Origin of the sequence: Chryseobacterium phosphatilyticum (assembly GCF_002899825.2) — a bacterium.
In the GTDB taxonomy this organism is placed as follows: domain Bacteria; phylum Bacteroidota; class Bacteroidia; order Flavobacteriales; family Weeksellaceae; genus Chryseobacterium; species Chryseobacterium phosphatilyticum.
The window spans coordinates 1,100,543-1,126,773 of sequence record NZ_PPED02000001.1; the positions used below are offsets into that span (position 1 = coordinate 1,100,543).

General features: G+C 35.3%; 29 protein-coding genes. 6 read left to right on the forward strand and 23 right to left on the reverse strand.

Annotated elements, in window-relative coordinates:
- The first annotated feature begins 323 nt into the window (after nt 1-323).
- A complete protein-coding gene (locus C1631_RS05005; protein WP_103249999.1) occupies nt 324-980 on the forward strand; it encodes a glycosyltransferase family 32 protein in 657 nt (218 codons plus the stop codon).
- Here the strand turns inward: C1631_RS05005 and C1631_RS05010 are convergent.
- Nucleotides 977-1,312, reverse strand: coding sequence for a DMT family transporter (locus C1631_RS05010; protein ID WP_103250000.1), 336 nt, complete (start codon nt 1,310-1,312; stop codon nt 977-979). The genes C1631_RS05005 and C1631_RS05010 overlap by 4 nt on opposite strands.
- 1,055 nt (nt 1,313-2,367) lie before the next feature.
- On the opposite strand from C1631_RS05010, the gene C1631_RS05015 reads away from it, so the two are divergent.
- The 4 genes from C1631_RS05015 to C1631_RS05035 all read left to right on the forward strand — a co-directional run bounded on the left by C1631_RS05015 (nt 2,368) and on the right by C1631_RS05035 (nt 5,930).
- Complete coding sequence (locus C1631_RS05015; RefSeq protein ID WP_103249646.1) at nt 2,368-3,087, forward strand: AAA family ATPase; 720 nt, start codon at nt 2,368-2,370, stop codon at nt 3,085-3,087.
- Nucleotides 3,084-3,830, forward strand: coding sequence for a YggS family pyridoxal phosphate-dependent enzyme (locus C1631_RS05020; RefSeq protein ID WP_109710866.1), 747 nt, complete (start codon nt 3,084-3,086; stop codon nt 3,828-3,830). Before C1631_RS05015 ends, C1631_RS05020 begins: the two co-directional genes overlap by 4 nt.
- A 1,133-nt stretch (nt 3,831-4,963) precedes the next feature.
- Nucleotides 4,964-5,602, forward strand: a complete 639-nt coding sequence (locus tag C1631_RS05030) for a Crp/Fnr family transcriptional regulator (protein ID WP_109710868.1) — start codon at nt 4,964-4,966, stop codon at nt 5,600-5,602.
- A 76-nt stretch (nt 5,603-5,678) separates the two neighbouring features.
- Entirely contained in the window at nt 5,679-5,930 is a 252-nt protein-coding gene (locus C1631_RS05035; RefSeq protein WP_109710870.1) for a hexameric tyrosine-coordinated heme protein, read from the forward strand.
- A 96-nt stretch (nt 5,931-6,026) separates the two neighbouring features.
- Here C1631_RS05035 and gcvP read toward each other — a convergent pair whose 3' ends face one another.
- Complete coding sequence (gene gcvP / locus C1631_RS05040; RefSeq protein WP_109710872.1) at nt 6,027-8,885, reverse strand: aminomethyl-transferring glycine dehydrogenase; 2,859 nt, start codon at nt 8,883-8,885, stop codon at nt 6,027-6,029.
- A gap of 476 nt (nt 8,886-9,361) precedes the next feature.
- On the opposite strand from gcvP, the gene C1631_RS05045 reads away from it, so the two are divergent.
- The gene (locus C1631_RS05045; RefSeq protein ID WP_103248926.1) at nt 9,362-10,546 is read left to right on the forward strand and encodes a DcaP family trimeric outer membrane transporter; all 1,185 of its coding nucleotides are present in this window, start codon (nt 9,362-9,364) and stop codon (nt 10,544-10,546) included.
- A 255-nt stretch (nt 10,547-10,801) separates the two neighbouring features.
- Here the strand turns inward: C1631_RS05045 and C1631_RS05050 are convergent, their stop codons facing one another.
- From C1631_RS05050 to C1631_RS05150, 21 genes are all read right to left on the reverse strand, one after another.
- Nucleotides 10,802-11,449: a J domain-containing protein gene (locus C1631_RS05050; protein ID WP_109710874.1), complete on the reverse strand. Its 648-nt coding sequence runs from the start codon at nt 11,447-11,449 to the stop codon at nt 10,802-10,804.
- Between the two features lie 272 nt (nt 11,450-11,721).
- Complete coding sequence (locus C1631_RS05055) at nt 11,722-12,369, reverse strand: alpha/beta hydrolase (RefSeq protein WP_123966594.1); 648 nt, start codon at nt 12,367-12,369, stop codon at nt 11,722-11,724.
- Between the two features lie 163 nt (nt 12,370-12,532).
- Complete coding sequence (locus tag C1631_RS05060) at nt 12,533-12,790, reverse strand: hypothetical protein (protein WP_103250120.1); 258 nt, start codon at nt 12,788-12,790, stop codon at nt 12,533-12,535.
- A 91-nt stretch (nt 12,791-12,881) separates the two neighbouring features.
- Nucleotides 12,882-13,214: a hypothetical protein gene (locus tag C1631_RS05065; protein ID WP_109710876.1), complete on the reverse strand. Its 333-nt coding sequence runs from the start codon at nt 13,212-13,214 to the stop codon at nt 12,882-12,884.
- Nucleotides 13,215-13,225: 11 nt separating this feature from the next.
- Nucleotides 13,226-13,780: an RNA polymerase sigma factor gene (locus C1631_RS05070; RefSeq protein ID WP_185144646.1), complete on the reverse strand. Its 555-nt coding sequence runs from the start codon at nt 13,778-13,780 to the stop codon at nt 13,226-13,228.
- A gap of 537 nt (nt 13,781-14,317) precedes the next feature.
- Entirely contained in the window at nt 14,318-16,324 is a 2,007-nt protein-coding gene (locus tag C1631_RS05075) for a S9 family peptidase (RefSeq protein WP_109710880.1), read from the reverse strand.
- Nucleotides 16,325-16,469: 145 nt separating this feature from the next.
- Complete coding sequence (locus tag C1631_RS05080; protein ID WP_103248780.1) at nt 16,470-16,928, reverse strand: DoxX family protein; 459 nt, start codon at nt 16,926-16,928, stop codon at nt 16,470-16,472.
- 75 nt (nt 16,929-17,003) lie between these two features.
- A complete protein-coding gene (locus tag C1631_RS05085) occupies nt 17,004-17,462 on the reverse strand; it encodes an SRPBCC family protein (protein WP_103248783.1) in 459 nt (152 codons plus the stop codon).
- Between the two features lie 38 nt (nt 17,463-17,500).
- Nucleotides 17,501-17,929, reverse strand: coding sequence for an SRPBCC family protein (locus tag C1631_RS05090; protein ID WP_103248779.1), 429 nt, complete (start codon nt 17,927-17,929; stop codon nt 17,501-17,503).
- A gap of 76 nt (nt 17,930-18,005) precedes the next feature.
- Nucleotides 18,006-18,839 (reverse strand): SDR family oxidoreductase, encoded by an 834-nt coding sequence (locus tag C1631_RS05095; protein WP_103248778.1) that lies wholly within the window; start codon nt 18,837-18,839, stop codon nt 18,006-18,008.
- Nucleotides 18,840-18,887: 48 nt separating this feature from the next.
- The gene (locus C1631_RS05100) at nt 18,888-19,754 is read right to left on the reverse strand and encodes a VOC family protein (RefSeq protein WP_109710882.1); all 867 of its coding nucleotides are present in this window, start codon (nt 19,752-19,754) and stop codon (nt 18,888-18,890) included.
- A gap of 226 nt (nt 19,755-19,980) precedes the next feature.
- Nucleotides 19,981-20,238 carry a helix-hairpin-helix domain-containing protein gene (locus C1631_RS05105; protein ID WP_228441027.1) on the reverse strand — a complete coding sequence of 86 codons (258 nt, stop codon included), beginning with the start codon at nt 20,236-20,238 and terminating at the stop codon, nt 19,981-19,983.
- 16 nt (nt 20,239-20,254) lie between these two features.
- Complete coding sequence (locus C1631_RS05110) at nt 20,255-20,668, reverse strand: SRPBCC family protein (RefSeq protein WP_103248356.1); 414 nt, start codon at nt 20,666-20,668, stop codon at nt 20,255-20,257.
- An 84-nt stretch (nt 20,669-20,752) separates the two neighbouring features.
- Nucleotides 20,753-21,184 (reverse strand): VOC family protein, encoded by a 432-nt coding sequence (locus C1631_RS05115; RefSeq protein ID WP_103248355.1) that lies wholly within the window; start codon nt 21,182-21,184, stop codon nt 20,753-20,755.
- Between the two features lie 72 nt (nt 21,185-21,256).
- Nucleotides 21,257-22,036, reverse strand: a complete 780-nt coding sequence (locus C1631_RS05120) for an alpha/beta fold hydrolase (RefSeq protein ID WP_103248354.1) — start codon at nt 22,034-22,036, stop codon at nt 21,257-21,259.
- 3 nt (nt 22,037-22,039) lie between these two features.
- Nucleotides 22,040-22,564 carry a DinB family protein gene (locus C1631_RS05125; protein ID WP_109710884.1) on the reverse strand — a complete coding sequence of 175 codons (525 nt, stop codon included), beginning with the start codon at nt 22,562-22,564 and terminating at the stop codon, nt 22,040-22,042.
- Nucleotides 22,565-22,712: 148 nt separating this feature from the next.
- Nucleotides 22,713-23,174, reverse strand: a complete 462-nt coding sequence (locus tag C1631_RS05130; protein ID WP_103248353.1) for a DinB family protein — start codon at nt 23,172-23,174, stop codon at nt 22,713-22,715.
- A gap of 16 nt (nt 23,175-23,190) precedes the next feature.
- Nucleotides 23,191-23,601 carry a VOC family protein gene (locus C1631_RS05135; RefSeq protein ID WP_103248352.1) on the reverse strand — a complete coding sequence of 137 codons (411 nt, stop codon included), beginning with the start codon at nt 23,599-23,601 and terminating at the stop codon, nt 23,191-23,193.
- 138 nt (nt 23,602-23,739) lie between these two features.
- Nucleotides 23,740-24,150 (reverse strand): VOC family protein, encoded by a 411-nt coding sequence (locus tag C1631_RS05140; RefSeq protein ID WP_103248351.1) that lies wholly within the window; start codon nt 24,148-24,150, stop codon nt 23,740-23,742.
- A gap of 76 nt (nt 24,151-24,226) precedes the next feature.
- Entirely contained in the window at nt 24,227-24,817 is a 591-nt protein-coding gene (locus C1631_RS05145) for a Crp/Fnr family transcriptional regulator (protein ID WP_103248350.1), read from the reverse strand.
- Nucleotides 24,818-24,971: 154 nt separating this feature from the next.
- The gene (locus C1631_RS05150) at nt 24,972-26,183 is read right to left on the reverse strand and encodes a DUF763 domain-containing protein (RefSeq protein WP_109710886.1); all 1,212 of its coding nucleotides are present in this window, start codon (nt 26,181-26,183) and stop codon (nt 24,972-24,974) included.
- Nucleotides 26,184-26,231 lie beyond the last annotated feature (48 nt).

Consider the following 26,231-nt stretch of genomic DNA (forward strand, 5'->3'; position numbering starts at 1 on the left):
TAAAATTTTAACGATTAATCACTTTATGTTAATTTTTATTAACAATTTTCTAATGTTATTTTAATCTCTTTAATGATATTCTAATTTCATTCACAAAGACTTCTAATCTGGTCATTCTAGTTTTGTGCTATTGAAAAATTAAGACACAAAGAAAAAACTTTCTACTTAAAATAGTGTATCTCTAGTAAAATAGTAATCAAAATAAACAACTTACCATATATAGACTGTCATTACTCTTTCCATGAAAATCTATCAAAACATGAATCGTCCTTGAAAAAATTCAGGGATTCATTAATGATTGATATGATTAAAAACAATAGGATATGGCAATACCCAAACAAATATTTCAGACTTTTAAAACAAAGAAACTTCCTCTGCTGACAAGACTTCATATCTGGAATATGAAAAGGAAAAATCCGGAATACCTCTATTTCTTCTATGATGATGATGACATTGAGCAGTTCTTATCTGAAGAATTTCCACCACAATATATCAATTGCTATCATAGATTAACGATTGGTGCTGCAAAAGCTGACTTTTTCAGATATGCTATTCTGTATAAAAAAGGCGGAATATATCTGGATGTAGACAGTGCAATTACTAAACCCCTGAGAAAGCTGATACAGGAAAAAGACGAGGCCATAATCAGCGTTGAAAGGCATGAAAATCTATACGTTCAATGGGCACTTATTTTCAGTAAAAACCACCCTTTTTTAAAAAAAACATTAGAATTGATGCTTGATAATATAGAAAATCATAGCCATCCCAACGATGTGCACGCCACAACAGGGCCTACCGTTTTCACCAGGGGCATCAATCAGTCTTTAAAAGAACGACCCGACATCCCTTATACCTTATTTAATGGAATTGAATTTCGTGGTTATTTAAAATTCAAATACAAATTGGGAAAATTTTTTCTGTATAAAAGTAAATCACAACACTGGAAGCGACTTCAAACGAAACAAGACATTATTATTTAATGAGTTCCCATTTTTGAAAATACATTGATAATGATCACACCAAGCACAATCAATATAATTCCAATAATGGCAGGCAAATCCGGGACTTGCTTAAAAGCAATAACCCCTATCATGGTTATAAAAACAATTCCTACTCCCGACCAGATGGCATAGGTAATTCCTACAGGAATCTGACGCAAGGTGAGACTAAGACAGTAAAATGCACAGGCAGACCCTATTACTGTAACAATGGATGGCCAAAGCTTCGAGAACTCCTCTGACTTCTTTAAAAAAGTGGTGGCTATGATTTCAAATATAATTGCCAAAGCGAGAAAAATATAACTGCGTCCCATCATTTATTCTTTATACAAAAGTACTAAAATCTGATTGAGGGCGCCTAAAAGATAATAGTCATGCGATATAAATGGGTATAAAAACAAAATATTTTTTATTCATCACCACAACCAACTCAAATAAAGTATTTTAACTTTTAAAAGTATAATGATTTATTTTTTACAAAAGCATAATGCGTTCAAATAATCTGTTTTAACCTTATGCCCCTATTTTTTATATACCGTGACTAAAAAAGGCATATTTACATGTCATTAAAACTGACATCTGACAAAAACTCCGACTCAAAAATCATGGTAAAGAATAAATTTTATTAACATTAAAATCTATTTTACCTTAAAATGTTACACCTTTTAGCTTCTCTTTACACCAATATTATGCAGAGCATTGCTTATTATTTGTTTTATCAACTCCAATATATAAGCCACAAAACGATTAACACATTCATAAATTTTTATAAATAAAACAAATAATACATTAATAAACTTTAAATAATACATTAATTTTATTTAAACAAAAATTCACCAATTCATGAACAACTATACACGTAATACACTGATATACATCATGGTGATTTGTTTTGGCACGTGATTTGAAAGCTGTAATATTGCAATTGAAAGATTAATAAAAAAAAGTCAAATAATTAAAAATAATACAAAATGATAACTTATATCGGAATCGCAACGTGTGTAGTAGTATTCGCATCATATTTCATGACAGCAAGAAGAGAAAGAAACTAATTCTAAAACAAAATAGCCTATAGAATATCTATACTCATTATATTGTTTTATGTTTTTAGTCTGAGAAATCAGAATTGCTCTTTTACTCATTGGGGTAAAAGGGCCCAAAAACATAGCCAGAAGATCTTAGTTTCATAACAAGTTTTAATATCCAAATGAGTTAAGCCGGACTTTCGTCCGGCTTAACTTTTTATACCCAAAGGGCAACAATATTCTCAGGTATAGTCAATTTCTGGCCTACTCTTTTATTCTCATTCTGGATCTCATACTTAAGGTAAGAAAACTTTATCTTTGTCAGAGATTATTTAATTGTCATCATGAATCTTTACAACCTTATTATTCAAGATAAAGAACAGGTAAATCTCAACGAAGTATTTCTCAATAAGAGCAATCGGGATCAGCTTATACAACTGATTAAAGAGCATACTTATAGTAAGGAACTACAGGAATATGGCCTTCCCGTTAACAATAAAATTTTGCTGGAAGGAAGCTCAGGATGTGGAAAAACGATGACAGCAAAAGCAATTGCTAATGCTTTAGGCAAAAATATTATTATCCTGAATTTGAGTAATATTGTTTCATCCCGTATCGGTGAGACTTCCCAAAATATTAAGATGATCTTCGATAAGGCGGCAAGAGAAAGATCAGTGCTCTTCCTTGACGAGCTGGACCAAATCGGAAAAGCAAGAGGAAGTGATGATAAAGATGTGGGTGAAATGAGAAGACTGGTAAATACCCTTATTCAGCTTATTGATTATTATCCTGAAAATGCATTATTACTTTGTGCAACCAATCATTCGGAAATTATAGACACTGCTTTATTAAGACGTTTTCAGCTAAAAATAAAGTACGACATGCCTTCAGCTGAATTCTTGGATACCTTTTATGATCAACTCCTTGATCAATTCCCGGAAGATCTGAAGAATATTGAAAGAAAATATGCTATTTCTTTTGCAGAAGCAAAAGACCATGCTCTTACGTCTGTAAAAGCAGGTTTGATCAAAAAACTGGAAGCTAAAGAAAGAATTCAATCATGAACGAAGACATTCTCCACAACCTCGAACTTATCCGCAACAGGATTAAATATGCCTGCCAAGAATCAGGAAGAAATCCCAATGAAGTAAAATTATTACTTGCCACTAAAACTGTTAATACGGAACGTATCAAAATTGCTTTGGAAAACGGACAAACCCTAATTGCAGAGAATAAAGTTCAGGAATTGAAGGAGAAATATGATGCTTTAAAAGATATTTATCATGAAAATCATTTTATTGGTCATTTACAGACCAATAAAATAAAAGAGATTCTGAAATATGATGTTACCTGTATCCAATCTCTTGACCGGCTGGATCTGGCAGAAAAACTACATCAGAGACTTTTAACTGAACATAAAACCCTTGAGGTTCTCATTCAGGTAAATACTTCAAATGAAGAAAGCAAATTTGGGATTGAACCTGATGCCACCATTGATCTTATTAAAAAAATTTCCAAATTTTCTACCCTACAAATAAAAGGACTAATGACCATTGGTTTATTCAGTGCTGAAAAAGAACAGGTAAGATCATGCTTTAAAATTTTGAAAAATCTGCAACAGGAGATCATTCGTGAAAATATTTCCAATGTTGAAATGAAAGAACTTTCAATGGGGATGAGTGGAGATCTGGAAACCGCGATTGAAGAAGGAGCAACTATTGTAAGAGTTGGAACAGGTGTATTTGGAGCAAGAACGTATCCGGACAGCCATTATTGGAACGAAAAAACAACAGATAATAGAGACTAAAATTCTATTTTATCATTTAAAAGATAAATAACAACCTGGAAATCATTAAAAGATGCACCTGTTGCCATCACAATTATTACATTTTCTTGCTAGCTACCAGATTATAGAGCAGGCAGTTTCTGGTTTATTTTTTAGCCGCATGACCATTATCAGCCATTTTGAGCACCTGACACTTATTAATAAGATCTCTAAAGCTTTAAACACAGGCTAAAATACAAGCTTTTAACACAAACCAATATTAGTCTACAAAATCGGTATACTTTTTGATCACAAAACTATTAATAACCAAATAAATTCATTTATGATTAAAAAATTACTATCGAGCTGTCTACTATTGACAGTATTATTCTTTTTTTCATGTGAAAAAGAAAACACACAGATGAAAAGTGGAATTTCAATTGAAACCATTTCAATTATAACTGTCCTCTCAATGGGTGTAGCCATCTTAATTGCCTACACTTATAAAAGAAGATAATTACAAGTAAATTACATACACCTCTCAAAATTGAGAGGTGTATTTTTATATGAAATACGACACTATCCTGATACCGTATAGCTGAAATGTATTATAACTTCAAAAACACACCTACTTAAAATTAATCTGATAAAACAATTTCATGAAATTATTATTGATCTTTTTTAAAATGTAAATAAAACAATAATCATTTTAGAAATAAAATAACTCTAATTTCAAAAGTCAAAATTCCGGTATATTTTTTGATCATAAACAATTATAAACCAAATAAATACACAAATGATTGGAAAAATAACACAAGGATATTTACTCCTTATAACCTCATGTCTTCTTTCATGCTCTCCGTCCCATAACCCAGCAAACAAAAGCGGAATCTCCATGGAGACCATATCAGTGATCACATTTGCAATTGTGGGCATTGCTATTTTGGCGGTTTATTATACAACCAAGAAAAAATAGCCTAATCAATATATCTTATAAAAAACACCTCTACAAAATAGGGCGTGCCGTTATCTGATTGAGACAGGCTTATTTCTTTACTGTTTTGAGCGGTATTTTTCCTCAGAAGCTTATCTAATGGTGTATGAAAAATATAAAAATCCTTCTTGATATTGGCAGGAATTTGTTATATTCAACATTATAAAATGTTTTCTGATTGATGAAAAACAATATTATTTTTGAAAAATGCCTTCCTAATTTTGGGAAAGAACTGATCGCAGACATTGAAAAATCAGGAATCATCAAAACATTTTCAGACCATGAGTTTATTGTAAAGCAAGGGCAGCTGATCCACTATTTACCTATTGTTTTAGAAGGTCATGTAAAAGCGTATAGCGAAGAAGATGGAGTGCAGTTTTTGTTGTATTATATTCAACAGGGAGCTTCCTGCATTTTCAGTTTTGTTCATTTATTTAATCCAAATCCTATTGATTTTTCAGCGATTTCCGAAGGAAAATCTACCCTACTCCTTATTCCTGTTAATAAAGCGAAAGAATGGCTTATCCGGTTTCCATCCTTTAACAATCTTATCATCGTAGAATTCCAGAAGCATTATAGTGATCTGCTGCACACTACCAAACAGATTATCTGCTACAAACTTGAAGACAGGCTCTGGGATTATTTAAAAACAAAAGCAAAGATTTCCGGTACCTATGAACTCGCCATATCACATCAAAGCATTGCTGATGATCTTGGTACTACAAGAGAAGTAATTTCAAGACTTATGAAGAAGATTGAACTGGATAAAAAAATAATACAAAATAATAGAAAAATAAAGGTACTGATCAGTGACTTTTGATACTGATATTGAAAATAATGACTTCTATATTTGTGCCATAAAATAAAACAAAACATCAAAATTAAAAAACAATACAATGAGTGAACAAGTTGAATTAGTCCCAAACAATTCTTTATTAACTAAAACCCCCGAGGAAGGTCGGCAATTGGCCGTAAAAATGGCCAGATTAATAATTAAAGTGACACAGCCTGACGCTGCGGTTCGTGAAAAATTACGCCCCGTGTATGCAGATGACGCATCTATGTTAATTGCTATCGGACAGACTGTAGCTACCGAATTTGCAACTATTGCTGCTGCCAATCATTATTGGAGAGAAGCCCAAGAATAAGTAAAGAAATAATGCCTATTGAGCTTCGCCGAGTTTGCAATAATAAAAAAAATCCCTCTCATTACTGAAAGGGATTTATTATATCAAAAACTGAGATTACATATAAGCTTCAATCGGCTCACAAGTACATACTAAGTTTCTATCTCCGTAAGCTTCATCTACTCTTGATACGGAAGCAAAGAATTTGTGGTCTCTTACCCACTCTAATGGATAGGCTGCCTTCTCTCTGCTGTACGGTTTATCCCATGAATCAGAGATTACCAACTGTTCTGTATGAGGAGCATTTTTCAATACGTTGTTCGCTGCATCAGCTTCTCCGTTTGCAATTTCATCAATTTCTTTTTTAATAGAGATCAATGCTTCTGCAAAACGGTCGATTTCAGATTTGCTTTCTGATTCTGTAGGCTCAATCATCAATGTCCCTGCAACAGGGAAAGAAACGGTAGGAGCATGGAAACCATAATCCATCAATCTCTTCGCTACATCAGCCACCTCAATTCCTAAAGACTTGAACTGACGGAAATCCACGATACATTCGTGAGCTACTCTTCCGTTCTCATTTGAATACAAGATTGGGAAGTGTTCTGCTAAAATCTCTTTCAGGTAATTAGCATTCATGATTGCATGTCCTGTAGCCTTTTTCAGTCCATCTGTTCCTAACATTTTGATGTAAGCATAAGAAATATTAAGAATTAAACCTGAACCGTAAGGTGCAGCAGAAATACCATCAATAGCTTCTTTAGCTCCAACTTTGATATTTGCGTTGGAAGGAAGGAATGGTACCAGGTGTTTAGCAACACAGATTGGACCTACTCCAGGGCCTCCCCCTCCGTGAGGAATGGCAAAAGTTTTGTGAAGGTTTAAGTGGCAAACGTCTGCTCCGATATTTCCGGGACTTGTAAATCCAACCTGAGCGTTCATGTTTGCACCATCCATATATACCTGTCCTCCATGTTCATGGATAAGGTTTGTAATTTCTTTAATATTAGCATCAAAGAATCCGTAAGTAGACGGATAAGTAATCATCACAGCAGATAGATTCTCTGAATGCTGCTCTGTTTTTGCTTTAAGATCTTCGAAATCGATTTCTCCATTTTCAAGGTTTTTAACAACGACGATCTTCATTCCTGCCATTGCTGCAGAAGCTGGATTTGTCCCATGTGCAGATTGAGGGATCAATACTACATTTCTGTGGTGATCTCCTCTGGAAATATGATATTCTCTGATCACCATTAATCCTGCATATTCTCCCTGGGCTCCAGAATTGGGTTGTAATGATGTTCCTGCAAAACCAGTAATGGTTGCAAGATCTTTTTCAAGCTCAGCAATCATCTGCTGGTAACCCCCTGCCTGATCTACCGGCACAAATGGGTGAACACTTCCCCAATCCGCCCATGAAAGAGGTAACATCTGAGTAGCAGCGTTCAGTTTCATTGTACAAGATCCTAAAGAGATCATTGAGTGCGTCAATGATAAATCTTTTCTTTCAAGACGTTTGATGTAACGCATCAATTCTGTCTCCGTATGGTATTTGTTGAATACCGATTCTGTAAGAATTTCGTCTTTTCTTAAATTCTCGTCAGGGATGCTGTATCCTTCTTTAATTTCTAATTTGAAAGTCTGCTTGTCTTTAAACTGTGCGAAAGAAGCCATCAGATAGTTTAACTTTTCTAATGTTGTACTTTCATTGATCGCAATACTTACCACACCTTCTGTAAAGTAATTAAGGTTAAGCTTATGATCCTGCATCATTCTCATTAATCTTCCTTTCTCTTCTTCGGACATAATGATTTTCACGGTGTCGAAGATAGGTTCTTCTGCAGTTTCATATCCTAATGCCATAAGACCGTTCTTCAAAGCGTTTGCTTTAAAGTGAATCTGATCAGCGATATAGTTTAATCCTTTTGGACCATGGTATACAGCATACATTCCGGCCATCACCGCCAAAAGAACCTGAGCTGTACAGATGTTTGAAGTAGCTCTTTCTCTTTTGATGTGTTGCTCTCTTGTTTGTAAAGCCATTCTCAACGCACGTTTTCCGTACATATCCTGAGAAACCCCGATAATTCTACCCGGAATATCTCTTTTATAATCTTCTTTACAAGCAAAGAATGCTGCGTGAGGACCTCCATACCCTAATGGGATACCAAACCTCTGGGAAGTTCCTATGGCACAGTCAGCTCCCATTTCTGCAGGAGACTTAAGTTTCACCAATGCCATTGGATCACAAGCTACTGCTACCTGAAGATCTAATTTTTTATATTCTGCAATATTTTCAGTGTAATCCAAAACAATCCCATTTTTTCCAGGATATTGTAATAAAACACCATAGTAAGAACCATCAAACTGGTGAGTTTTGTGATCTCCGATCACCACTTCAATTCCTAATCCTTCTGCTTTTGTTTTCAATACAGAAACGGTTTGAGGCAATACAAGATCTGAAATGAAGAATTTGTTAGCGTCAGCTTTCTTCTGATCTTTTGTCCTGTTGTTGAAGAACATATGCATTGCTTCTGCTGCTGCAGTAGATTCATCCAACAGAGAAGCATTAGCTAATGCAAAACCTGTAAGGTCACATACAACAGTCTGGAAATTAAGAAGAGCTTCCAGTCTTCCCTGTGCAATTTCCGCCTGGTAAGGAGTATACGCCGTGTACCAGCTCGGGTTTTCAAAGATATTTCTCTGAATGGCTGAAGGTAACAATGTATTGTGGTATCCAAACCCGATATAACTCGTGTAATCAACATTCTTTGATGCCAATTCTTTTGAGTGGTTCAGCATTTCATATTCTGAAAGGGGCTCCGAGATCTCAAGATCTTTTTCTAAGCGGATAGAAGAAGGAATGGTCTGAGAAATTAACTCTTCAATACTAGAAACGCCAAGTTTTTCCAACATCGCCTGTTTATCGGCTTCATTAAGGGAAATGTGACGGCTCACAAACTGTTCTGTATTCATTTTTATTTATTAGATTTTGTTTGTAAAAAGATGGGTAAAATTACAATTTTTTGCACGATTGTACAACAGCTTACAATTGCTGGTTATTGAAAGAAAAATCGATAATAGCCTTTTAATAACAAGTGTTAAAATTCAATTCATTCTATTCAATAATTAAATTGATTTTATAAACTATAACAATTTATATTAAATATTTATTACTAATAAAACATTGAATATTTAGTTTAAAATATCATTTTTCATTCATTTAAATTAAAAATATTATAAAAAACGCATATAAAATAATTTTGTAGTTTCACTTCACCATTAAGAGAATAAAATAATTTACAATAAGAGACAATACATTATACTGTTTCACTTAAACCCCTTTTAATGCTATTGATAATCATCAATACTTAACTAAAAACTAATACGTAAAAAACCAATATATATGAGAAAATAAAATAAATAAGCTTGACAGAAGATCCACTCAACACATGAAGAAAAAAGCACATGGCAGTCTCATTGCCTTACTACTATCCGCCTTACTTCCTTACTCAAAAGTTTCCGCCCAAATAACTCTTACCACCATCAAATCAGAAGACCAAAACGAATGGGACCTATATGTACAGGGATTTATTCAGACTGACGTTATGTTCAATTTCCAGGAGATAAAGGTAAAGGATGGCTTCATTGCCCACTCTATAGAAATTCCCCAGCATAATGCGATAAGCAGTCATTTCAGTATAAAACAATCTCAGATTGGGATAGGAATACAACAAAAAAACACGAAAAATGGCCAACCTCTTTCTGCGTATGTTGAAATAGATTTCTATGGACCCAACGGGACTACCGCCCCGCGATTCAGACAAGGATATGTACAGTGGAATAAATGGCTCCTTGGACAAACATGGAGTAATTTCTCTGATCTTGATATCTTTCCGAATATTTTTGATTTTGTTCCTCCAAACGCTTTAATTTTTACCCGAAGAATACAACTTCGTTACACAACCCCCGTATCACAAAAAGGGAGTCTGTCTTTATCCCTGGAAGATCCCAATATCCCAAGCATCACCTTGCCGGCAGATTCATTGAACTGGAAAAAGAGAGCCATCATTCCTACTATAACAGCCCTATATCGATATGGGGATGAAAAAAACTACCTCAAGGCCGGAGCTATCCTCTCGCCCATAAGTTATGAGATGAAACAGTTGCCTGAGGATCCTTATCAAACCAAGACCCTATGGGGCTGGGGAGCAATGATTTCGGGAAAACTTCATCTCAACAAAGCTAATATCATCAGTCTTCAAAGCTCTTTTGGAAAAGGATTTTCAACCAATAACAGTAATTTAAATGAAGAAAAATATGATGCTGTTCCTGATCCTTCTCACGGAAATCTATTAAAAACATTGAGAATGTTTAATATTGTAGGTATTTATGAGCATTGGTGGAATGCCAAATGGAGTTCTGTAGCTTTTGCCAGTCATTCTAATATGGGAGAAGAAAGATTTATTCCAGAAAACATGACCAAAAGCTTTCAAAACTTAGGATTGAATATTGTTTTTCATCCCTATAAAAAAGTTAGAATGGGAATAGAAACCAATTATGGAAGAAGAGAAAATTTTGGTAATCAAAGTGCTTATGCGTGGAGAATTCAGGCTTCAACGTCAGTGAAATTCTAGGGTAAAATTACCGGCATATAGGGCATTTCAAATGCTATTCATCAGGTTTTAAGAAAATTATGAAATTTTATTAATTATATTTATTCTAAATTAATATATTTGCAGCATGAATATGATTGTCCCGTTTAAAGTACCGCCTTTGGCTCCTGTATACTCATTCAACAATGAAGATATGTTTTGCGAAAAGAAATCATGCTGCAAAAAATTCAAGAAAGGAAAAAGATGTAAAAAATGCCCGGGAAGAAAGAAAATGGCTTAGTTAAATGTTTTTATTAAAAAATAAATGGCAATTGCCAACACAATAATTCCCCAAAAAAGCATTACAATTTTAGGCTGACCGGTTCGGTTCACCACTGTCCTTGGCTGTGGCCTAAAAAGGTCCTCCACATTGTTTTTGAATTTTTCAGCATCATTCTCAAAAACTTCAGTAATGGTAATACCCTGTACTACGGTTTTGTGTAATAGAGAATTGGTCGCATGAAGCAAAAGCTGAAATTTTCCGTCTTTGAATTCAGTGATTTTAAATATTCTTTCTCCATAAGGTTTTTCCAGTCCAAAAGGTAAAACTTTTACCACGTCGGCATTACTTGTCTGCCAGGTGATAATAATCTCCTCCCCTTTTTTTGCATGAATCTTATTCGAAGTAAAGGTCTTGATAGCAGGTGGTATATTGTATCTGAAACTTCTCTGGTGACTTTCTAAATTCTGATCATAGGTATGTCTCTTCCCCGGATCACTCAATATTTCATAAGCCTCCTGAATCTCACGGAAACGGTCAGCAAAAAAATCATCATTTTCATTCTTGTCGGGATGATATTTTAAAGAAAGCTTACGATAAGCCTTTTTGATGTCTTCTTCTGAAGCATCCTGAGATATACCGAGAAAATAATAGTAATCTTTCATTGAGCAATACAAAAATAAGGAATTATTTTTCTTTTTACTTTGTATTCATTGTAAATAATAAGCTGCTCCTGCGTATCAATATATTATTTAATCTCATCTTCCTTAGTAAATAGGAGTGAAGCAAGATAATTCCAATGCATGAAAGGGGGTTATTTGCATAAATCCTATGTTCCTATATTGTTTAAAAATGTACAACACAGGGACATAGAAAAGACTTTTAAAAATCTATATTTTCAAACACAATACTTTTACTCGTGCATCCGTGGCAAAAATCACTTACGATTGATCCATTCTTTTGTCGGAAGGATCCAGGCATCAAGTGCTTTGAAAAGAAAACCATGATTTAAGCCTGTGTTAAGCTCTATTTCTTTGAAATCCTTAATATCAGATCTGGTAAACCTCTGTTCTTCTGATAACTGAACATGCCCATCATCCGATTTTTCTGTAATTGAAAGTATTCTTCCATAAAGTTTGAAATCCGGATCTTTTTCCAGGGAATCATCTTTAAAACTGGCTCCTATAAAAACAAATTTCAACTCCGGATTCTTTTGATAATAAGAAATATATTGTGCAATATAGCCGCCTTGAGATGTTCCGACTACTGTAATATTTTCAGCTTTAACACCTTTTTTCATCAGACGATCCATCTGTTTCTTTATTTTCCGAGCATATACTACGGGATCGGTGTTTGGTTTTCTCTTTTCAAAAAGAACAACATTACTGCTGTCCTTCAGCTGATGAAGGACTTTTTCATACTCCACAATACCATATTTGGGATGCGCTTCATCCGCGGAATGATCTTCCAGAAATTTATTATGCAGAAAAAAAATATACTGTTTGTTTTTAAGTTCTGATTTCTGCCCATATACAACTATGGAACAAAGAGCGAGTATGATGATGAAAATATGCTTCGGCGTCATGCTAGTACAATATGTAATAAAAAGAAAGACAAATTTAGTATTTAAATCAATAGATCTTATATTCATTCTTCTAAAAACCTTGGTATGTTTATAAAAAATTCCGGCTCGGGAAGCTTCGCTTCCCGAGCCGGAATTAAACAATTTCATTTAGTACTACTATTTCTTAAGCTTCGCAGATATTATCTTTTCTGCAGCATTTTGATGCAAATTCGTTTTTGAATTTTCCTTTCAGTTCCTGATACTCTTCATCATTCATTTCTCTGATTTTATCTGCCAGTCCGAAAGGTGATTTTTCTTTAATTCCATATTCATCAAAAATGCCTTTGATAAATCTTTTTCTTTGTGCTGCTTTTTTAGCAATCAAGGCTATGCCCACAACGGCTAGTGCTCCAAGAGCACCTTTTAATGCTGAATTTTTCATTTTTTCAAAATTTTAAATTTTACTGCTTCTTGTTTTTTATAGAGACGAATCAATTCTAATTTTACTTTACTACTTCTTGCAAATTTTTAAATTATTCGTTATTTCTGTTGAAGAATCCTCCTGAACATCTGTTTTTCCAGACTTCCTTAAATTTCTCTCTTTCTTCAGGAGACCAGGATCTCATTTTTTCTCTCATCTTTCTTTCCTTGAAATCTCTCATCCCTTTTCCGAAATGGAAACCTCCGAAAAGAATTTTACTTAAAATCAGGATTCCCATTGCCTGCCAGAATGTGATTGCCTTTACCCCTAAAATTTCAGGCAGAAGACAATTCCAAAGCGACATTACAATCCATGTAACGGCAGCTAAGATTAACGGTGGACACAACAATAAAAAAATCCAGCCTTTTTTGTATTTATGATTCATAATTTTTTTTTCTAACTTTTTAAATCTTCGTATAATTTTCTCAATCTGTTTCTCAAATGCTTCACAGCATAATTTTTCCTGCTGATAATGGTCTTGATATTTTCTCCCTGCTCATCAGCAATCTCCTGGAGGGTTTTGTCATTCAGTTCATTTTCTACGTAGACCAGCCTTTGTTTCTCGGGAAGTTCATCAAGTGCTTCAAACAATCTTTTCCAGATTTCATCCTGAAACATTTTCACCTCAGGTCCGGCACTATCATCCATCAATAAAATATCTTTAATGGAAAAACTTCCGTCTTCATCTTCATAGACAAAGTCTTCAAGATTTTCTGTTTTCTTTTTACGGTAACGGTCAGTAATTTTATTTGCCGTCACTCTGTATAACCAGCCTCCTACATTCACAATCTCAGAAAGATTGGTAAGACTGCTGAACTGATACCACACCTCCTGCAGAATATCTTCCGCATCCTCTGTGTTTTTCACTTTAGGACGAATATAGGACATCAGCTTCCCTCCGTAGTTGGAAACGGTTTGTGAGATGATACTTTCTTTCTCCTTTTGTGGCATTGTTATTTTTTCGACAACCTCCATATTGCTATGACGACTATCCTTTTGGTTTTACTTTAATAAATTTAAAATATTTTTCTTATAATTCAATTTTTCTTTTATCCATCGAGCTTTATTTCATCAATATATTACTCATTGCCTGTTGTCCATTATTTATTTTCAGGAGCTTTTTCCTGCTCCCCTCTCATACTCCTCAGGCCAAGGTGTCCCGGCGACCTCAGCCCTCCTGCTCTCTCAAGCATACTCCGCGGTAACCGCTCCTATCAGGGCTAAAATGGTAGACAGATAATGAGTTTTTTAAGTATTCTTACGCACCTATGGAAAAATTAAATTTCATCAAAACAAAATATTTGCATCTTAAAAACATATATTCTGTTGACAACATCGCGTCTTCCCATTTTCCAACAATTCTTCAACACCTATAGAGATTACTTCATAAACTACTTTCGAAAACCTTCAGTTTTTTCTCACAATGACAAAAAAGAAACGGAAGACATTTGAATATCTCCCGTTTCCATTATGATAAAAACTATCGGTTTATTTTTTATTAAAATTTTCTGCAAAGAATCCAAGCATAGACTTGTACAGCTCAATTCTGTTCGGCTCTTTTCCAAACCCATGTCCTTCATCATATTTTACCATATAAGGGACTTCAAATCCTTTCGCACGCATTGCTTTTACAATCTGATCAGATTCATTGATATTCACCCTTGGATCGTTCGCTCCCTGGACCACAAATAATGGTTTTTTAATCTTATCAATCTGGAAAACCGGAGAAACTTCTTTAGCAATTTTAGCTTCCGAAGGATTATCAAGGTCATACCAGATTTGTTTTACCATTTCTTTGTAAGGTTTCCAATATTCAGGGAAAGAATCAAAGAAAGTAAAGATGTTTGAAACCCCTACATAATCTACTCCGCATGCATATAAATCCGGAGTTTTAATTAACCCCATTAAAGTTGCATATCCACCGTGGCTTCCTCCGTAAATGGCAATTTTATCTTTATCTATCCAACCCTGGCTGATGGCGTATTTTACTCCGTCTTCCACGTCATCCATTGCTTTTCTTCCGATCTGCTTGTATCCTGATTTCTGGAATTCTTTTCCATACCCTCCTGAAATTCTGAAATTCACCTGAAGTGTAGCATATCCTCTGCTTGCAAACAATTGTGTTTCAGGATTGAACCCCCAATGGTCTCTGATCCCCTGTGGTCCGCCATGAGGATTAACGATCAAAGGAACCTTTTTTCCTTCGAGAGCAGCCTTTGGCAGAGTAATATACCCACGAATTGTTAACCCATCTCTGCTTTTGAATTCAATAGGTCTCATCTCCGCCATATCTTCCTCTTTAAGCTGTGGCATAAGATTGTAAAGAAGTTTCAGTTCCTTCTTTTTGGTGTCATATTCATAATAAGTTCCGTATAGTTTATCACTGGCAACCATTACCAAAAGCTTGTCATCATTATCATCCGAAGAAACAACCGCAAACTCTTTGCCTTTAAACTCAGATTTTAATTTGTCGTCAATCTCCTTATAAAATTTGCTTACAGGAACTGTTTCTCCTTTGATACCTTCATAGCTTACATAATCCAGTTCGTAATTTCTGTTCTTACCGGCTACACTTATAGAGCTTACATCATAAACAGGATTTGCATATATTTCTTTGATCGCCGCATTTTTCTTCAGATCATACAAAACAATTCTTGCTTTATCCCCATCTAAATTGGTTACCACATAAGCTTCATCCTTATTCTTAGAATTGTCATTGAATTTTATAATACTGAATGTATCAGACCAGTCTGCGGATTTAATGAGGTTAAACTTACCAGTTTGCAGATCTTTATAATAGGTTTTTGTAGTTAATCCATTTTCAAGAACGGTGTATCCTCTCAGATTTCCGTCTTTATCAAAAATATAGTCGTCAATCGGGCTTTTAACATCCTTATTTTCGTACAGTTGGGTAATCTCTCCTGTTACATGATTGATTTTATAAGGCTCAAAAATTTGTTTGTTATTCTTATTCATCGTCACAACAACAAAGTCTGTGTCTTTTACAGGCATTATCGTCCCCAACGTAATTCCTTCAAAAGGAGTTAAATCCTTAAGATTAGCTCCGTCAATATCGGCAGCATATAAGTGAATGTTTTCATTTCCTCCTTTATCCTGAGTATAATACAAACGGCTTTTGTTCAGCCAACCATAGGCCTTAATCAAATCATCTTTCTCAACAATAGCTTTGGTAATTTTACCTGTTGCCAGATCCTTTACAAAAACATGATTTTTTTTATCCTGATCCTTCTCTTTATAAGAAAGGTATTTTCCATCCGGAGATATTTTAAATACGGATGCTTTCGGTCTTGCAAAATAATCTTCAACTTTATATTTGAAGTTTCCTTTATCATAAGAAATAAGCTTCTCAATATTGGCTTTAGAAGAGGGCAATGTAGGATCACCCGGTAACTTTGCGGTTGTACTTTGTGCGTTGATCATCATAGAGGATAGCACGATATAGGTCGTGCCTAAAATTTTGTGATTCAGATTCATAATTTATTTCTTAAAGTTAAAACTATGTTCTGCATTTTAAATTTTTATTCAAAAAATAAATGCTTTATATCTATTAGACATACAAGAACTTAAAATGTTACAGCCAAATAACAAAAAAAAGACAGCATTTCTGCTGCCTCTATTTTTAAATTAAGTATATTCCAAAATACCAGGTCCATACAATGAGAATAATCTGCATCGGGATTCTTTGCCTGTAAAGGTATCCCATTCCCGGTCCTGTATGATCTGCTTTGAAAATGTTAATATTTTTTTTTGATGAATTGATATTGGCTATAAAGACCAATACGTAAAAGATAATAAGCAGGATAGCTGTAATTTCGCGGATTGAAGGAATCATCAAACCTATACCTGCGACAATTTCTAAAACTCCTGTGCCATATACCCAAAACATTTTCCCGGGAATAAAGTCGGGAATCATCATGGCCATTCCCTTCTGGAATTTAAAATGAGAAAATCCGGTAAATAATATAAAAACAGCCATTCCAAGATTTCCTGAAAATAAAAAATCCGGTTTTCCGTGAACTAAAGCTGTTCCCAGCAAAGCCAAAATAAATGTACCGAATAGGATTACTAATAATTTCATATTTTTTAATCAGATATGTGACGTTGTGATGTGAGCTTCGAAAATACTGTTAGCCATTAGCTAAATTAATACTTTTTACACAGAATCAAAACTCACTCCTTCTGCCAGGCTTTTCACCACTAATAATCCTTTGGTAAAACCCGTCTTCAAATGATCCTCCCATTGTTTATCTACCTGAACTTCGGTGTGGAGTTTTGTTTTCCCGTCAAAATCAATTAAGAAATACTTTTCAAAAGAGCCATTCCACTCCATCACTTCTTTGCTTTGAGTATCCTCATTACCCTCTTTATCTACCATTCCCAAATGTTTAAAAACGACCTGATTGGGTTCGTCAAGACTATCAATGGTTGAAACCATTCCTTCTCCTTCAGCATTTACAAAATATGTTTTTCCACCTACTTTCCAATCAGATTTCATGACGGATCCTGGTCCAAAATATTTGGTCCATTCACTATATGTTTCGGGATTCCAAAGGATGTCCCAGACTTTCTGCTTGGGAGCATCGATTATTGTTTCATACGATAAGGTTTCCATATTTTTATTTTTTGTGTTGATTTGGGTATTTTTGTATATCATAACTGATTTTCAGAAAGATGCTTTACAAGCAGTAATGCTTTCGGAAATTTTTCTTCGAAAAAGTCTTTAAATTCAGCCGGGGATTGAATGACCGTTTTCAGTAATGTTCCTTCATCATTTTCTTCCAGAAAGTACGATTCAGTAGATTCACCCCAATCCTGAGCGACCTCAATTCCTTCATAAATTTCACCTAAATGAAGAAATTTTATTTCTTGATTAGGGATTATTTTTTCGACCCTGCTATACATTCCATTATGTTTGGGATCAAGAAATTTGATGATATTTTTTTCTTCCAACGTTCCTTCATAGTAGGAACCCTCCATAAAAGCAGTTGTCCATTGCCTGTAGGTAATATCTCCCCACAGAACACTCCAGACTTTTTCAGGTTCTGCATTGATCTCTATTTCATATGATAATTGTTCCATATTTTTTAATTTTAAATGTTAAGCGCAAGGTTGCAGATAAATATTCAACTGGAGTTTCTGAATTTGTAACTTTCATTTATCCGCCTACAAAATCTCCTCCGTTGATATGAATGACTTCTCCTGTAATGTAACTTGCATCCTTAGAAGCCAGAAAGACATATGCAGGGGCTACTTCCGAAGGCTGACCCGCTCTTTTCAAAGGAGTATCTTTCCCAAATGTTGTAAGGTTATCAAACGCTTCTTTAACAAGTGGTGTCCAGATAGGTCCGGGAGCAATTCCGTTAACCAGTATTTTTTTTTCGGCAAGATTATCAGCTAATGACCGGATAAAAGACAAAACAGCTCCTTTAGTAGCAGCATAATCAATCAGGTGATCGCTACCACGATAGGCTGTGACAGATGTTGTACAAATGATCCGCCCTCCTTTTTTAATCAAAGGAAGAAAATTTCTGGTGAAAGAAATCATAGAAATGATATTGGTATCAAATGTTTCCTGAATTTGTTCATCAGAAATTTTTTCCAGACTGCTTTTTGAAGTATGAATTCCTGCATTATTAACAAGAATATCCAAGGTTTTCCACTCTGATTTAATCCTCTCCACGCACTTTGTTCTAAAAGCCTTTCTTTTAAGGTCTCCCTTGATGAGCAAGCACTTTTGTCCTTCTTTTTCAACCAGTTTTTGGGTTTCTTTGGCATCGTCATCACTTTCTTTATAAATGATGGCAACATCTGCTCCTTCTCTGGCAAAATGAACGGCTACTGCCTGCCCTATTCCACTATCTCCGCCAGAAATAACAGCTTTCTTTTCCTTTAATTTCTGACTTCCCCGATAATCATTCCGGATAATCTCCGGGAACAGACCTTCTTTAGGGACTTTTGATTTAGATTGTGATTTGTTCTGTGTTTTCATAAGCAAATCTTTTCTCTAAATCACATCAAACAATAAGCCGAAATAATTTTAAGAATTATAAGCGTCTTCCAGATCCTGTATGATAATTTTCTGCATTTTCATCATAGCCTGCACCACTTTGTATGCTTTTTCCTGATTAGAATCATTCATTAACTGAATCAATTTTTTAGGAACAATCTGCCAGCTCAATCCATATTTATCTTTCAACCACCCGCACATACTTTCTCTCCCGCCATCAGCTGTAAGGGTATTCCAGTATTGATCGGTCTGTTGCTGATCATCGGTCATTACCACCAGTGAAATTCCTTCATTAAAATCAAACTGATGATCGTAGGAATTATCCATACAATATAAATTATAGTGATCAATGATAAACTGGGCATGCTGAACACTTTCTGAAGGCTCCTGGATATCGTGGCCTTCACTTCCTTGTCCGTAGGTCAGAATGCTTCCTATCTTCGAATCAGGAAAAGTTTGAGTATAAAGCTCCATAGCTTCTTTGGCTTTGCCATTATTCTCATGAATAAACATCAAAGTAGGAACGATTTTTTGTTCACCTTCTTTTTCTCCAAAAAACAACTGCCACGTCACCCCATATTGGTCTTGTACCCATCCGTATTTTGTACTCCATGAATAGGAACCCAGCTCCATTAGAGCCATTCCTCCGTCTATCAGCTGATCCCAATACTTCTGAACCTCATCTTCTGTGTCACAAAGTACCGTAAAAGAAATAGAAGGATTTTTTTTGAATTGCGGTCCTCCGTTTAACAACATCAATCGTTGTCCAAAGACATCAATATTCATTACAACAGGGGTATCTGCAGTAATCTCACCCCCAAAAACTTTACAATAAAATTCTGCGGATTGTTTGGCGTCTCCGTCATACCAGAGACATGGAAAAATATCGTTATTCATAATGTTAAATTTTAGTTTGAGCTGATGTAATGATTTCCATCCTGGTGTTACATGGTAAAGAAGATAATAACCTACCGTATGCTTTTGTATTTTCTAACCATCATCACTATGAAAATTGTGTCCCATGACGAGAAAATGATATAGCAAAAGAAATCTTATGCCTTTACCCATAAAGAAATAATCTCCCTTTATTGGCAATGACATACAATTTCCTTGTTTTTCTGTTCTATGCTTCTTTAAAAAACACCTGATTCTCTTTCATATAATTCTTTAGTTTAACAATCGTATTTTTTCCGAAACCGTGAAGTTGCAAAATTTCCTCTTCAGAATATTCCGATAGTTTTTCCAGAGAATCTATTTTTTCTTTTCCCAAAGCTTTTCTTGCTGGTATTGCAATCACTCCGTGAAGAAATTCTTCTGTAGAATCATAATTAATAGCATAAATGGAATTCAAACTTTTTGACATGATAATTAAATTAATCATGGCTACAACAATTTTTTTAATGGTTTTCTACATACTTGTGAAAATTATTGAGTATGGCATACCAACCTTCTCTCTGCATTTCCACAGAATTTTGTTTTTCAGGATCAAAGATTTCAATAATTTTCGTTGTATTTTCGTCAACCTTTTCGAAAATCACTTCTACTTTTCTCCCATCTGCAATATGGTATTCTATTTTTTCGTGAGGACTCACTTCATCATATACTCCTTCAAAATCAAATCCGAAACTTTTATCTTTCGCTTCCATTCTGTTTTTGAACTTCCCTCCTACTTTCAGATCATTTTCAGAGCTGGGACATTGCCAGCTTTCATGGGCAAAATTCCATTTCATAATATGTTTAGGCTCATTGAAATAATTCCAAACCTTTTCTACCGGAGCTAAAATTGTAATGTCTATTTTAATTGGATCCATGGTTCTTTCTTTTTAAATGATTGAACTCATAGAAAGAGATACCCCAAAATGGGTACTCTTTCTAATAATGAGTTAAATATAAGATTATTTTCCGTATTCCTCATTGTAATTCACCATCCAATGAGTACCATATTTATCCTGAAAGCTACCAAAATAGTCTCCCCAAAACTGATCTTCAAGCGGCATTTCAACATTTCCCCCTTCTGATAGTCCTTTGAAAATTCTTTCTGCTTCTTCTCTTGAATCAGGAAAAACAGAAACATAATTGTTATTTCCTACTGTTAAGGTCTGCCCAAAACCCGGAACAATATCTGAGGCCATCAAAAGATCTCCTCCGATAGGTAAAGCAATATGCATAACTCTGTTTTTTTCTTCTTCAGAAAGATTTTCTGTACCGGGAGCATTCCCCATCTTATGGATACCTCCTACGAAGTCTCCTCCGAAAACAGACTGATAAAAAGTGAACGCTTCTTCAGCTGTTCCATCAAAATTTAAGTACGGATTCAATTTAGCCATGATTTTTAATTTTAAATGTTATTATTTTCTTGAATCACCAATAGTTTTATTGGTTTAATTGCTATTTGCGGTTTAATTCTTATGTAAAAATTTTTCTACTTCACGAGTGGTAAAATCAATCCTATTTTTGTCGACATATCCCTCGAAATCTGCCATCATATAAGCTCCATGCACTCCCGGAAGAATCATCAGTTGAGAGTCTTCCACCAAACGCCACATCGCTACTGTATGTTCCGGCTTCATAACGTCTTTATCTCCACTGATAAATAATGTGGGACATTGTATTGAAGCTAAGACCTCATCATCCCAGTCTTCAAAAGTCTGCATTCTCTTGCTGTCTTTTTCAAACAGGTTTTCCAGCTTGGAAAAATCCGGACTAAGATTTAAAAAATTGATTTTCAGTGGTTCAGGCATAGAATCCAAAGTGGCATTCTGCATAGATTCAAAGAACCCCTCCATCATCCCGCTTCTTTTATAGAATGCTGATGCCACCACCAGATTTTCTGCTACTTCAGGATAACGATAGGCGATCTGCATCACCGTATTACCTCCATTACTGAATCCCCAGAACGAAGCCCTGTCATTATTAAGTTCAGCTAAAAGAGCTACAACGTCATGGGCATCCTGTTCAAAAGTTTCAGGGATATCACGATGCCCGCTTCTCCCATGATTTTGAAGGTCTATTCCGATGAGTTGAAATTGATTGTGCATTCTTTCAATGACTTCCTTAAAATCGAATAAAATTGACGAACCTCCACCATGGATCAATACCAATGGTTTTCCGGATCCATAGATTTCATAATACATCTGGATCCCGTTCACCTGTTTATATCCTGTTTCAACTGGATTCATCGGTTAATAATTAATATTTTCATCGACATCATACTTCATTCCCGGATAGTCAAAAACCCTGCGCATTAAACCTATTTGACCGCTGAGATAATCTTCCCGACCAATACACATGCCGGCAAAATTGAGTTTAGTTTCTTTAATGAAAGGGATATTCATTCCTATTTCAAACATTTCATCAAGCTCTTCATCGGTTACTTCCAATAGTTTTTGATATACCTTTGGCGAAATTTCATGAAAGTTCTTTTTAAGCTCTGCTAAACTTGGATATTGGAGGCTTTCATCCAGCGTTTTCCCCATAAAAAACAGATCATTATTAGGATCCTGTTCCTGCAGCCCCAGCACTCCGCCCAATCCGTAACGCATATTGACAAAGTTTCCGGCCATCCATACAATGTGGTTGGTTTTATTTTCAATTCTTTTCAATCCATCTTCTTCCGAAATGCCATCCAAAACGTTGATAAAACTTTGGGTATGCATTCTATAAGCCGGAATGATGTTTTCTATTTTTGTTGATTTTGGTGTTTTCATTTTTTGATTTTTTATAGATTAGCACAAACTTTTAATTGCTGGGAAAATCTCCACGCGTAAAAATTTGCATAACTTTTCTGATCTGCGAAACGTTATAAATGTTTTCGCATCTTAAAAAACAGTAGCCTATTAGCGATTTTCGATGGGTTTATTTTATAGCTCCGGGTTTACCCAACATTCTTCGAATATAACCGAGCTGACCGCTGTGATAGTTTTCATGGAAACAAAGAATTGCAATGTCTTTGACGTTCTCTGAATTAAATTCGTCCAGAAGAGCCAATCTTGTATCAAGTTTATCCTGAGATTGTTTAAGATAAGACTTCAACTGTTCAAAATTTACAAATTCATTTTTCCGTTCCAAAGCAATAGCTCCTCTGTTGTAGCACGAAAAGATTTCAGCATCCCAAACCGATTGTTCTCCAAGCACATTCAAAAGTGCATTTCTGATATAGATCAGATGACCTAAAACCCAGTTCATACAATTGGCTTCGCCATCAGGAAAAACCATTGATTCATCATGCGTAATTCCTTCGATATTCATAAAAATAACCTGACAGTTAACATCAACCTGATTTTTCACAAATTCGATTTCGTTTGATTGTGTTTCCATGATATGATTAATTAAGTTATTCTGAAGGGAGTTGAGAAATATCACCGTACATTACCTCCCATTGATGACCATCGATATCTGCAAAAGCACTTTGGTACATCCATCCGTGATCCATTGGTTCACTGTATTTGGAGCCTCCGTTTTCAAGGGCTGTTTTTACCATATGATCCACTTCTTCACGACTATTTACCCCGATAGCAAGAAGCACTTGTGTTGTATCTCCTTTGGCATAAGGTCTGTTGGTAAATGTCTGGAAAAATTCTTCTTTCAGGAACATGCTGTAAATAAGATCTTCTTTCATTACTACACATATGGCTTTCTCATCTGAAAATTGCTCATTGATAGAAAAGCCTAGTTTTGTCCAGAATGCTCTGGTTTTTTGTACGTCTTTTATAGGTAAATTGACATAAATCTGATTGATTTTCATTTTGTAAATTTTTGGTGTTAAACTCTGAATCAAAGTTATCAAGAGAGGTTAAAATTCTACTTGTCTTAAGGCAAGATAATTTTTAATTGTGTTGAAATTTTGTTTTCAAAAGTGTTGATTGCTTCATCAGCTTATCTATTACTGTGCAGGCATTTGAGATGGATCAGCAAATATTATATTCCAACCATGTCCATCCGGATCCCAAAAAGAATTTTGATACATCCAGCCGAAATCTTCAGGTTCTTCATGTTGATAAGCACCATTTTCCAGCGCTGTATTTACCACCTGATCAACTTCTTCCCGACTGTTGAGACCTATAGAAACCAAAGACCGGGTGGTATTGACTGGGGCTATAGGTCTGTCTATAAAGGTCTGAAAATATTCTTCTACAAGGAACATCACGTAGATGCTGTCTTCATTCATCATCACACACACAGCTTTATCATCCGAAAATTGTTCGTTAATAGGAAAACCCAGCTTTGTCCAGAATTCTTTTGTTTTCTGAATATCTTTCACCGGAAAGTTCACGTAAATTTGATTCGCTTTCATTTTGTAATTTTTAGTGTTAAACTTTTATCCAAAATTACCAAGGTGTAATGAAAACCTACTTGTCCTAAGACAAGATTTAAATTTTCTTCGGATGCGAAACCAGTTCTTTTCGGATACGACTCAGGGAAGTATCAGTTACTCCAAGATAGGAGGCAATTTGCTTTAAAGGGGCAAACTGTATGACTTTAGATTTCTGCTCCAACAGATTAAGATATCTTCTGGTAGCAGAAAGGGTAAACATTTCTACAGACCGTTGTTTATAAGCAAACAACTCTTTAGACATCCATGCTCTTCCCCATTCTCTGAGGTTGGGGATTTTATGGAACAACTCCTCAAAAGTTTCAAAATCAAGCTTCCGGCATTCACAGTCTGTAATGCAAACGATATTCTCCTGGGACGGGATTCTTTGAAAGAGTGATAAAACTTCTATAATGATCTCATTATCTGCAAAAAAATGAGTGGTGACTTCATTTCCGTTAAAATCATTGACATATGAACGTGCAAGACCCTTTTCAAGAATATAATAGGCATTGGAGGTTTTCCCTTCCTCAAGAATAGTGTCCCCTTTCTGGAAAAACACTTTTTCATGAGCCTGAAATATTTCATCCAGTTCTTCTTTTAGGAAAAAGGGGAAATCATAACAGATTTCGAGGGCTTGGTTGGTCATTGTGTTGATGTTTTTTTAAGTTTTTAAAAATAAAATTTTTAATTGGATTAATAGTAAAAAAAATTAAACAAATTAAAATATAATATTGAAAAAACACTCATACCCCTCTGTAATTAAATACAATCAGTCACAAAACTTAATTTAAACACACCTCTTAAAATAATGATAACTGAATAGATTGTGGTGATTTGGGTTTCGGTGCATCTCCAAAAACGGTCTTGCCTCCAAACTGCCATGAATTTTGTCTTTCTTCTTCAATAACTTCCTGAATATCAAAATCAGGACTAAAGTTTTTCTCAGTAGCAGCAACAATCTGGTGAAGTTTGTTGAGCGTGTTCAACTTATCAGAATTTCCCAGTTTGGATTTTTCTATTCCTTTTCTGAGAATTGTTATGCTTTCATCATAAGTATTGACAGGCACCGGGAAAGGATGTCCATCTTTTCCCCCATGGGCAAAGGAAAACCTGGCAGGATCTCTAAACCTGGACGGAGCCCCATGAATCACTTCACTAACCAATGCCAGAGATTGCATTGTTCTTGGCCCTACCCCTTCCAGCATCAGTAAATCTTCAAAATTCTGAGGTTGCTGCTCACGGGTGACATACAAAAGAGCCCCTAAACGTTTCAAATCAACATCAGAAGCACGAACATCGTGATGATCAGGAAGGATAAGTCTTGAAAAATCACTCATAACCTCTGCTGAATCTGTATGAGAAATATCCAGAATTCCTTTTCGGTTTTCGGAAGCTTCAGCATCTGTAAGGTTAAGAATTTTCCCTCGTGAAAACCCGTTGATACCCGTATGAGGTTCTTCAACGAATGATTTTATATTTTCAGAATGCCAGTGATAACGTCTTGCCGTTCCGTCAGATTCATGCATCCCTTGCTGAATAACACTCCAGTTTCCGTTATCAGATAACACAAAATTGTGAAGATACAATTGATACCCATCCTGTATGGCTGTATTATCAACTTTTGCTGACAATTTACTGGCTCTCACGAGTTCTGTTCCATTCAAGCCTGTTTTATCGGCAATGCGAATCAACTCTGAAGGAGTTTCTCTGGAGAACTTTCCTTTTCCTCCACAGATATAAAGTCCCAGAGATTGTGAATTGGGATTAATGGAACGTTTTAAAGCCCCCATCACGGAAGTGGTAATCCCCGAAGAATGCCAGTCCATTCCCATTACTGCTCCAAAACTCTGAAACCAAAAGGGATCTGCTAACCTGCGGAGTACTTCATCTTTACCATAATCCATCAGGATTACTTCCACAATGGAAAGCCCAAGAACAGACATACGTTCATACAGCCAAGGGGGTACTTTGCCATAGTGAAGGGGTAAATCTGCTGTTCCTGAACGTTTCATTTCTGATGTAAAGGACAAAGTTAGTTTTAAAATTTTAAAGCATTCATG

What these genes read in the sequence shown, in the direction of transcription:
- C1631_RS05005 (WP_103249999.1), top strand. Translation starts at nt 324, where the DNA reads ATGGCAATACCCAAACAAATATTTCAGACTTTTAAAACAAAGAAACTT.
- C1631_RS05010 (WP_103250000.1), bottom strand. Translation starts at nt 1,312, where the DNA reads ATGGGACGCAGTTATATTTTTCTCGCTTTGGCAATTATATTTGAAATC.
- C1631_RS05015 (WP_103249646.1), top strand. Translation starts at nt 2,368, where the DNA reads ATGAATCTTTACAACCTTATTATTCAAGATAAAGAACAGGTAAATCTC.
- C1631_RS05020 (WP_109710866.1), top strand. Translation starts at nt 3,084, where the DNA reads ATGAACGAAGACATTCTCCACAACCTCGAACTTATCCGCAACAGGATT.
- C1631_RS05030 (WP_109710868.1), top strand. Translation starts at nt 4,964, where the DNA reads ATGAAAAACAATATTATTTTTGAAAAATGCCTTCCTAATTTTGGGAAA.
- C1631_RS05035 (WP_109710870.1), top strand. Translation starts at nt 5,679, where the DNA reads ATGAGTGAACAAGTTGAATTAGTCCCAAACAATTCTTTATTAACTAAA.
- gcvP (WP_109710872.1), bottom strand. Translation starts at nt 8,885, where the DNA reads ATGAATACAGAACAGTTTGTGAGCCGTCACATTTCCCTTAATGAAGCC.
- C1631_RS05045 (WP_103248926.1), top strand. Translation starts at nt 9,362, where the DNA reads ATGAAGAAAAAAGCACATGGCAGTCTCATTGCCTTACTACTATCCGCC.
- C1631_RS05050 (WP_109710874.1), bottom strand. Translation starts at nt 11,449, where the DNA reads ATGAAAGATTACTATTATTTTCTCGGTATATCTCAGGATGCTTCAGAA.
- C1631_RS05055 (WP_123966594.1), bottom strand. Translation starts at nt 12,369, where the DNA reads ATGACGCCGAAGCATATTTTCATCATCATACTCGCTCTTTGTTCCATA.
- C1631_RS05060 (WP_103250120.1), bottom strand. Translation starts at nt 12,790, where the DNA reads ATGAAAAATTCAGCATTAAAAGGTGCTCTTGGAGCACTAGCCGTTGTG.
- C1631_RS05065 (WP_109710876.1), bottom strand. Translation starts at nt 13,214, where the DNA reads ATGAATCATAAATACAAAAAAGGCTGGATTTTTTTATTGTTGTGTCCA.
- C1631_RS05070 (WP_185144646.1), bottom strand. Translation starts at nt 13,780, where the DNA reads ATGCCACAAAAGGAGAAAGAAAGTATCATCTCACAAACCGTTTCCAAC.
- C1631_RS05075 (WP_109710880.1), bottom strand. Translation starts at nt 16,324, where the DNA reads ATGAATCTGAATCACAAAATTTTAGGCACGACCTATATCGTGCTATCC.
- C1631_RS05080 (WP_103248780.1), bottom strand. Translation starts at nt 16,928, where the DNA reads ATGAAATTATTAGTAATCCTATTCGGTACATTTATTTTGGCTTTGCTG.
- C1631_RS05085 (WP_103248783.1), bottom strand. Translation starts at nt 17,462, where the DNA reads ATGGAAACCTTATCGTATGAAACAATAATCGATGCTCCCAAGCAGAAA.
- C1631_RS05090 (WP_103248779.1), bottom strand. Translation starts at nt 17,929, where the DNA reads ATGGAACAATTATCATATGAAATAGAGATCAATGCAGAACCTGAAAAA.
- C1631_RS05095 (WP_103248778.1), bottom strand. Translation starts at nt 18,839, where the DNA reads ATGAAAACACAGAACAAATCACAATCTAAATCAAAAGTCCCTAAAGAA.
- C1631_RS05100 (WP_109710882.1), bottom strand. Translation starts at nt 19,754, where the DNA reads ATGAATAACGATATTTTTCCATGTCTCTGGTATGACGGAGACGCCAAA.
- C1631_RS05105 (WP_228441027.1), bottom strand. Translation starts at nt 20,238, where the DNA reads ATGATTAATTTAATTATCATGTCAAAAAGTTTGAATTCCATTTATGCT.
- C1631_RS05110 (WP_103248356.1), bottom strand. Translation starts at nt 20,668, where the DNA reads ATGGATCCAATTAAAATAGACATTACAATTTTAGCTCCGGTAGAAAAG.
- C1631_RS05115 (WP_103248355.1), bottom strand. Translation starts at nt 21,184, where the DNA reads ATGGCTAAATTGAATCCGTACTTAAATTTTGATGGAACAGCTGAAGAA.
- C1631_RS05120 (WP_103248354.1), bottom strand. Translation starts at nt 22,036, where the DNA reads ATGAATCCAGTTGAAACAGGATATAAACAGGTGAACGGGATCCAGATG.
- C1631_RS05125 (WP_109710884.1), bottom strand. Translation starts at nt 22,564, where the DNA reads ATGAAAACACCAAAATCAACAAAAATAGAAAACATCATTCCGGCTTAT.
- C1631_RS05130 (WP_103248353.1), bottom strand. Translation starts at nt 23,174, where the DNA reads ATGGAAACACAATCAAACGAAATCGAATTTGTGAAAAATCAGGTTGAT.
- C1631_RS05135 (WP_103248352.1), bottom strand. Translation starts at nt 23,601, where the DNA reads ATGAAAATCAATCAGATTTATGTCAATTTACCTATAAAAGACGTACAA.
- C1631_RS05140 (WP_103248351.1), bottom strand. Translation starts at nt 24,150, where the DNA reads ATGAAAGCGAATCAAATTTACGTGAACTTTCCGGTGAAAGATATTCAG.
- C1631_RS05145 (WP_103248350.1), bottom strand. Translation starts at nt 24,817, where the DNA reads ATGACCAACCAAGCCCTCGAAATCTGTTATGATTTCCCCTTTTTCCTA.
- C1631_RS05150 (WP_109710886.1), bottom strand. Translation starts at nt 26,183, where the DNA reads ATGAAACGTTCAGGAACAGCAGATTTACCCCTTCACTATGGCAAAGTA.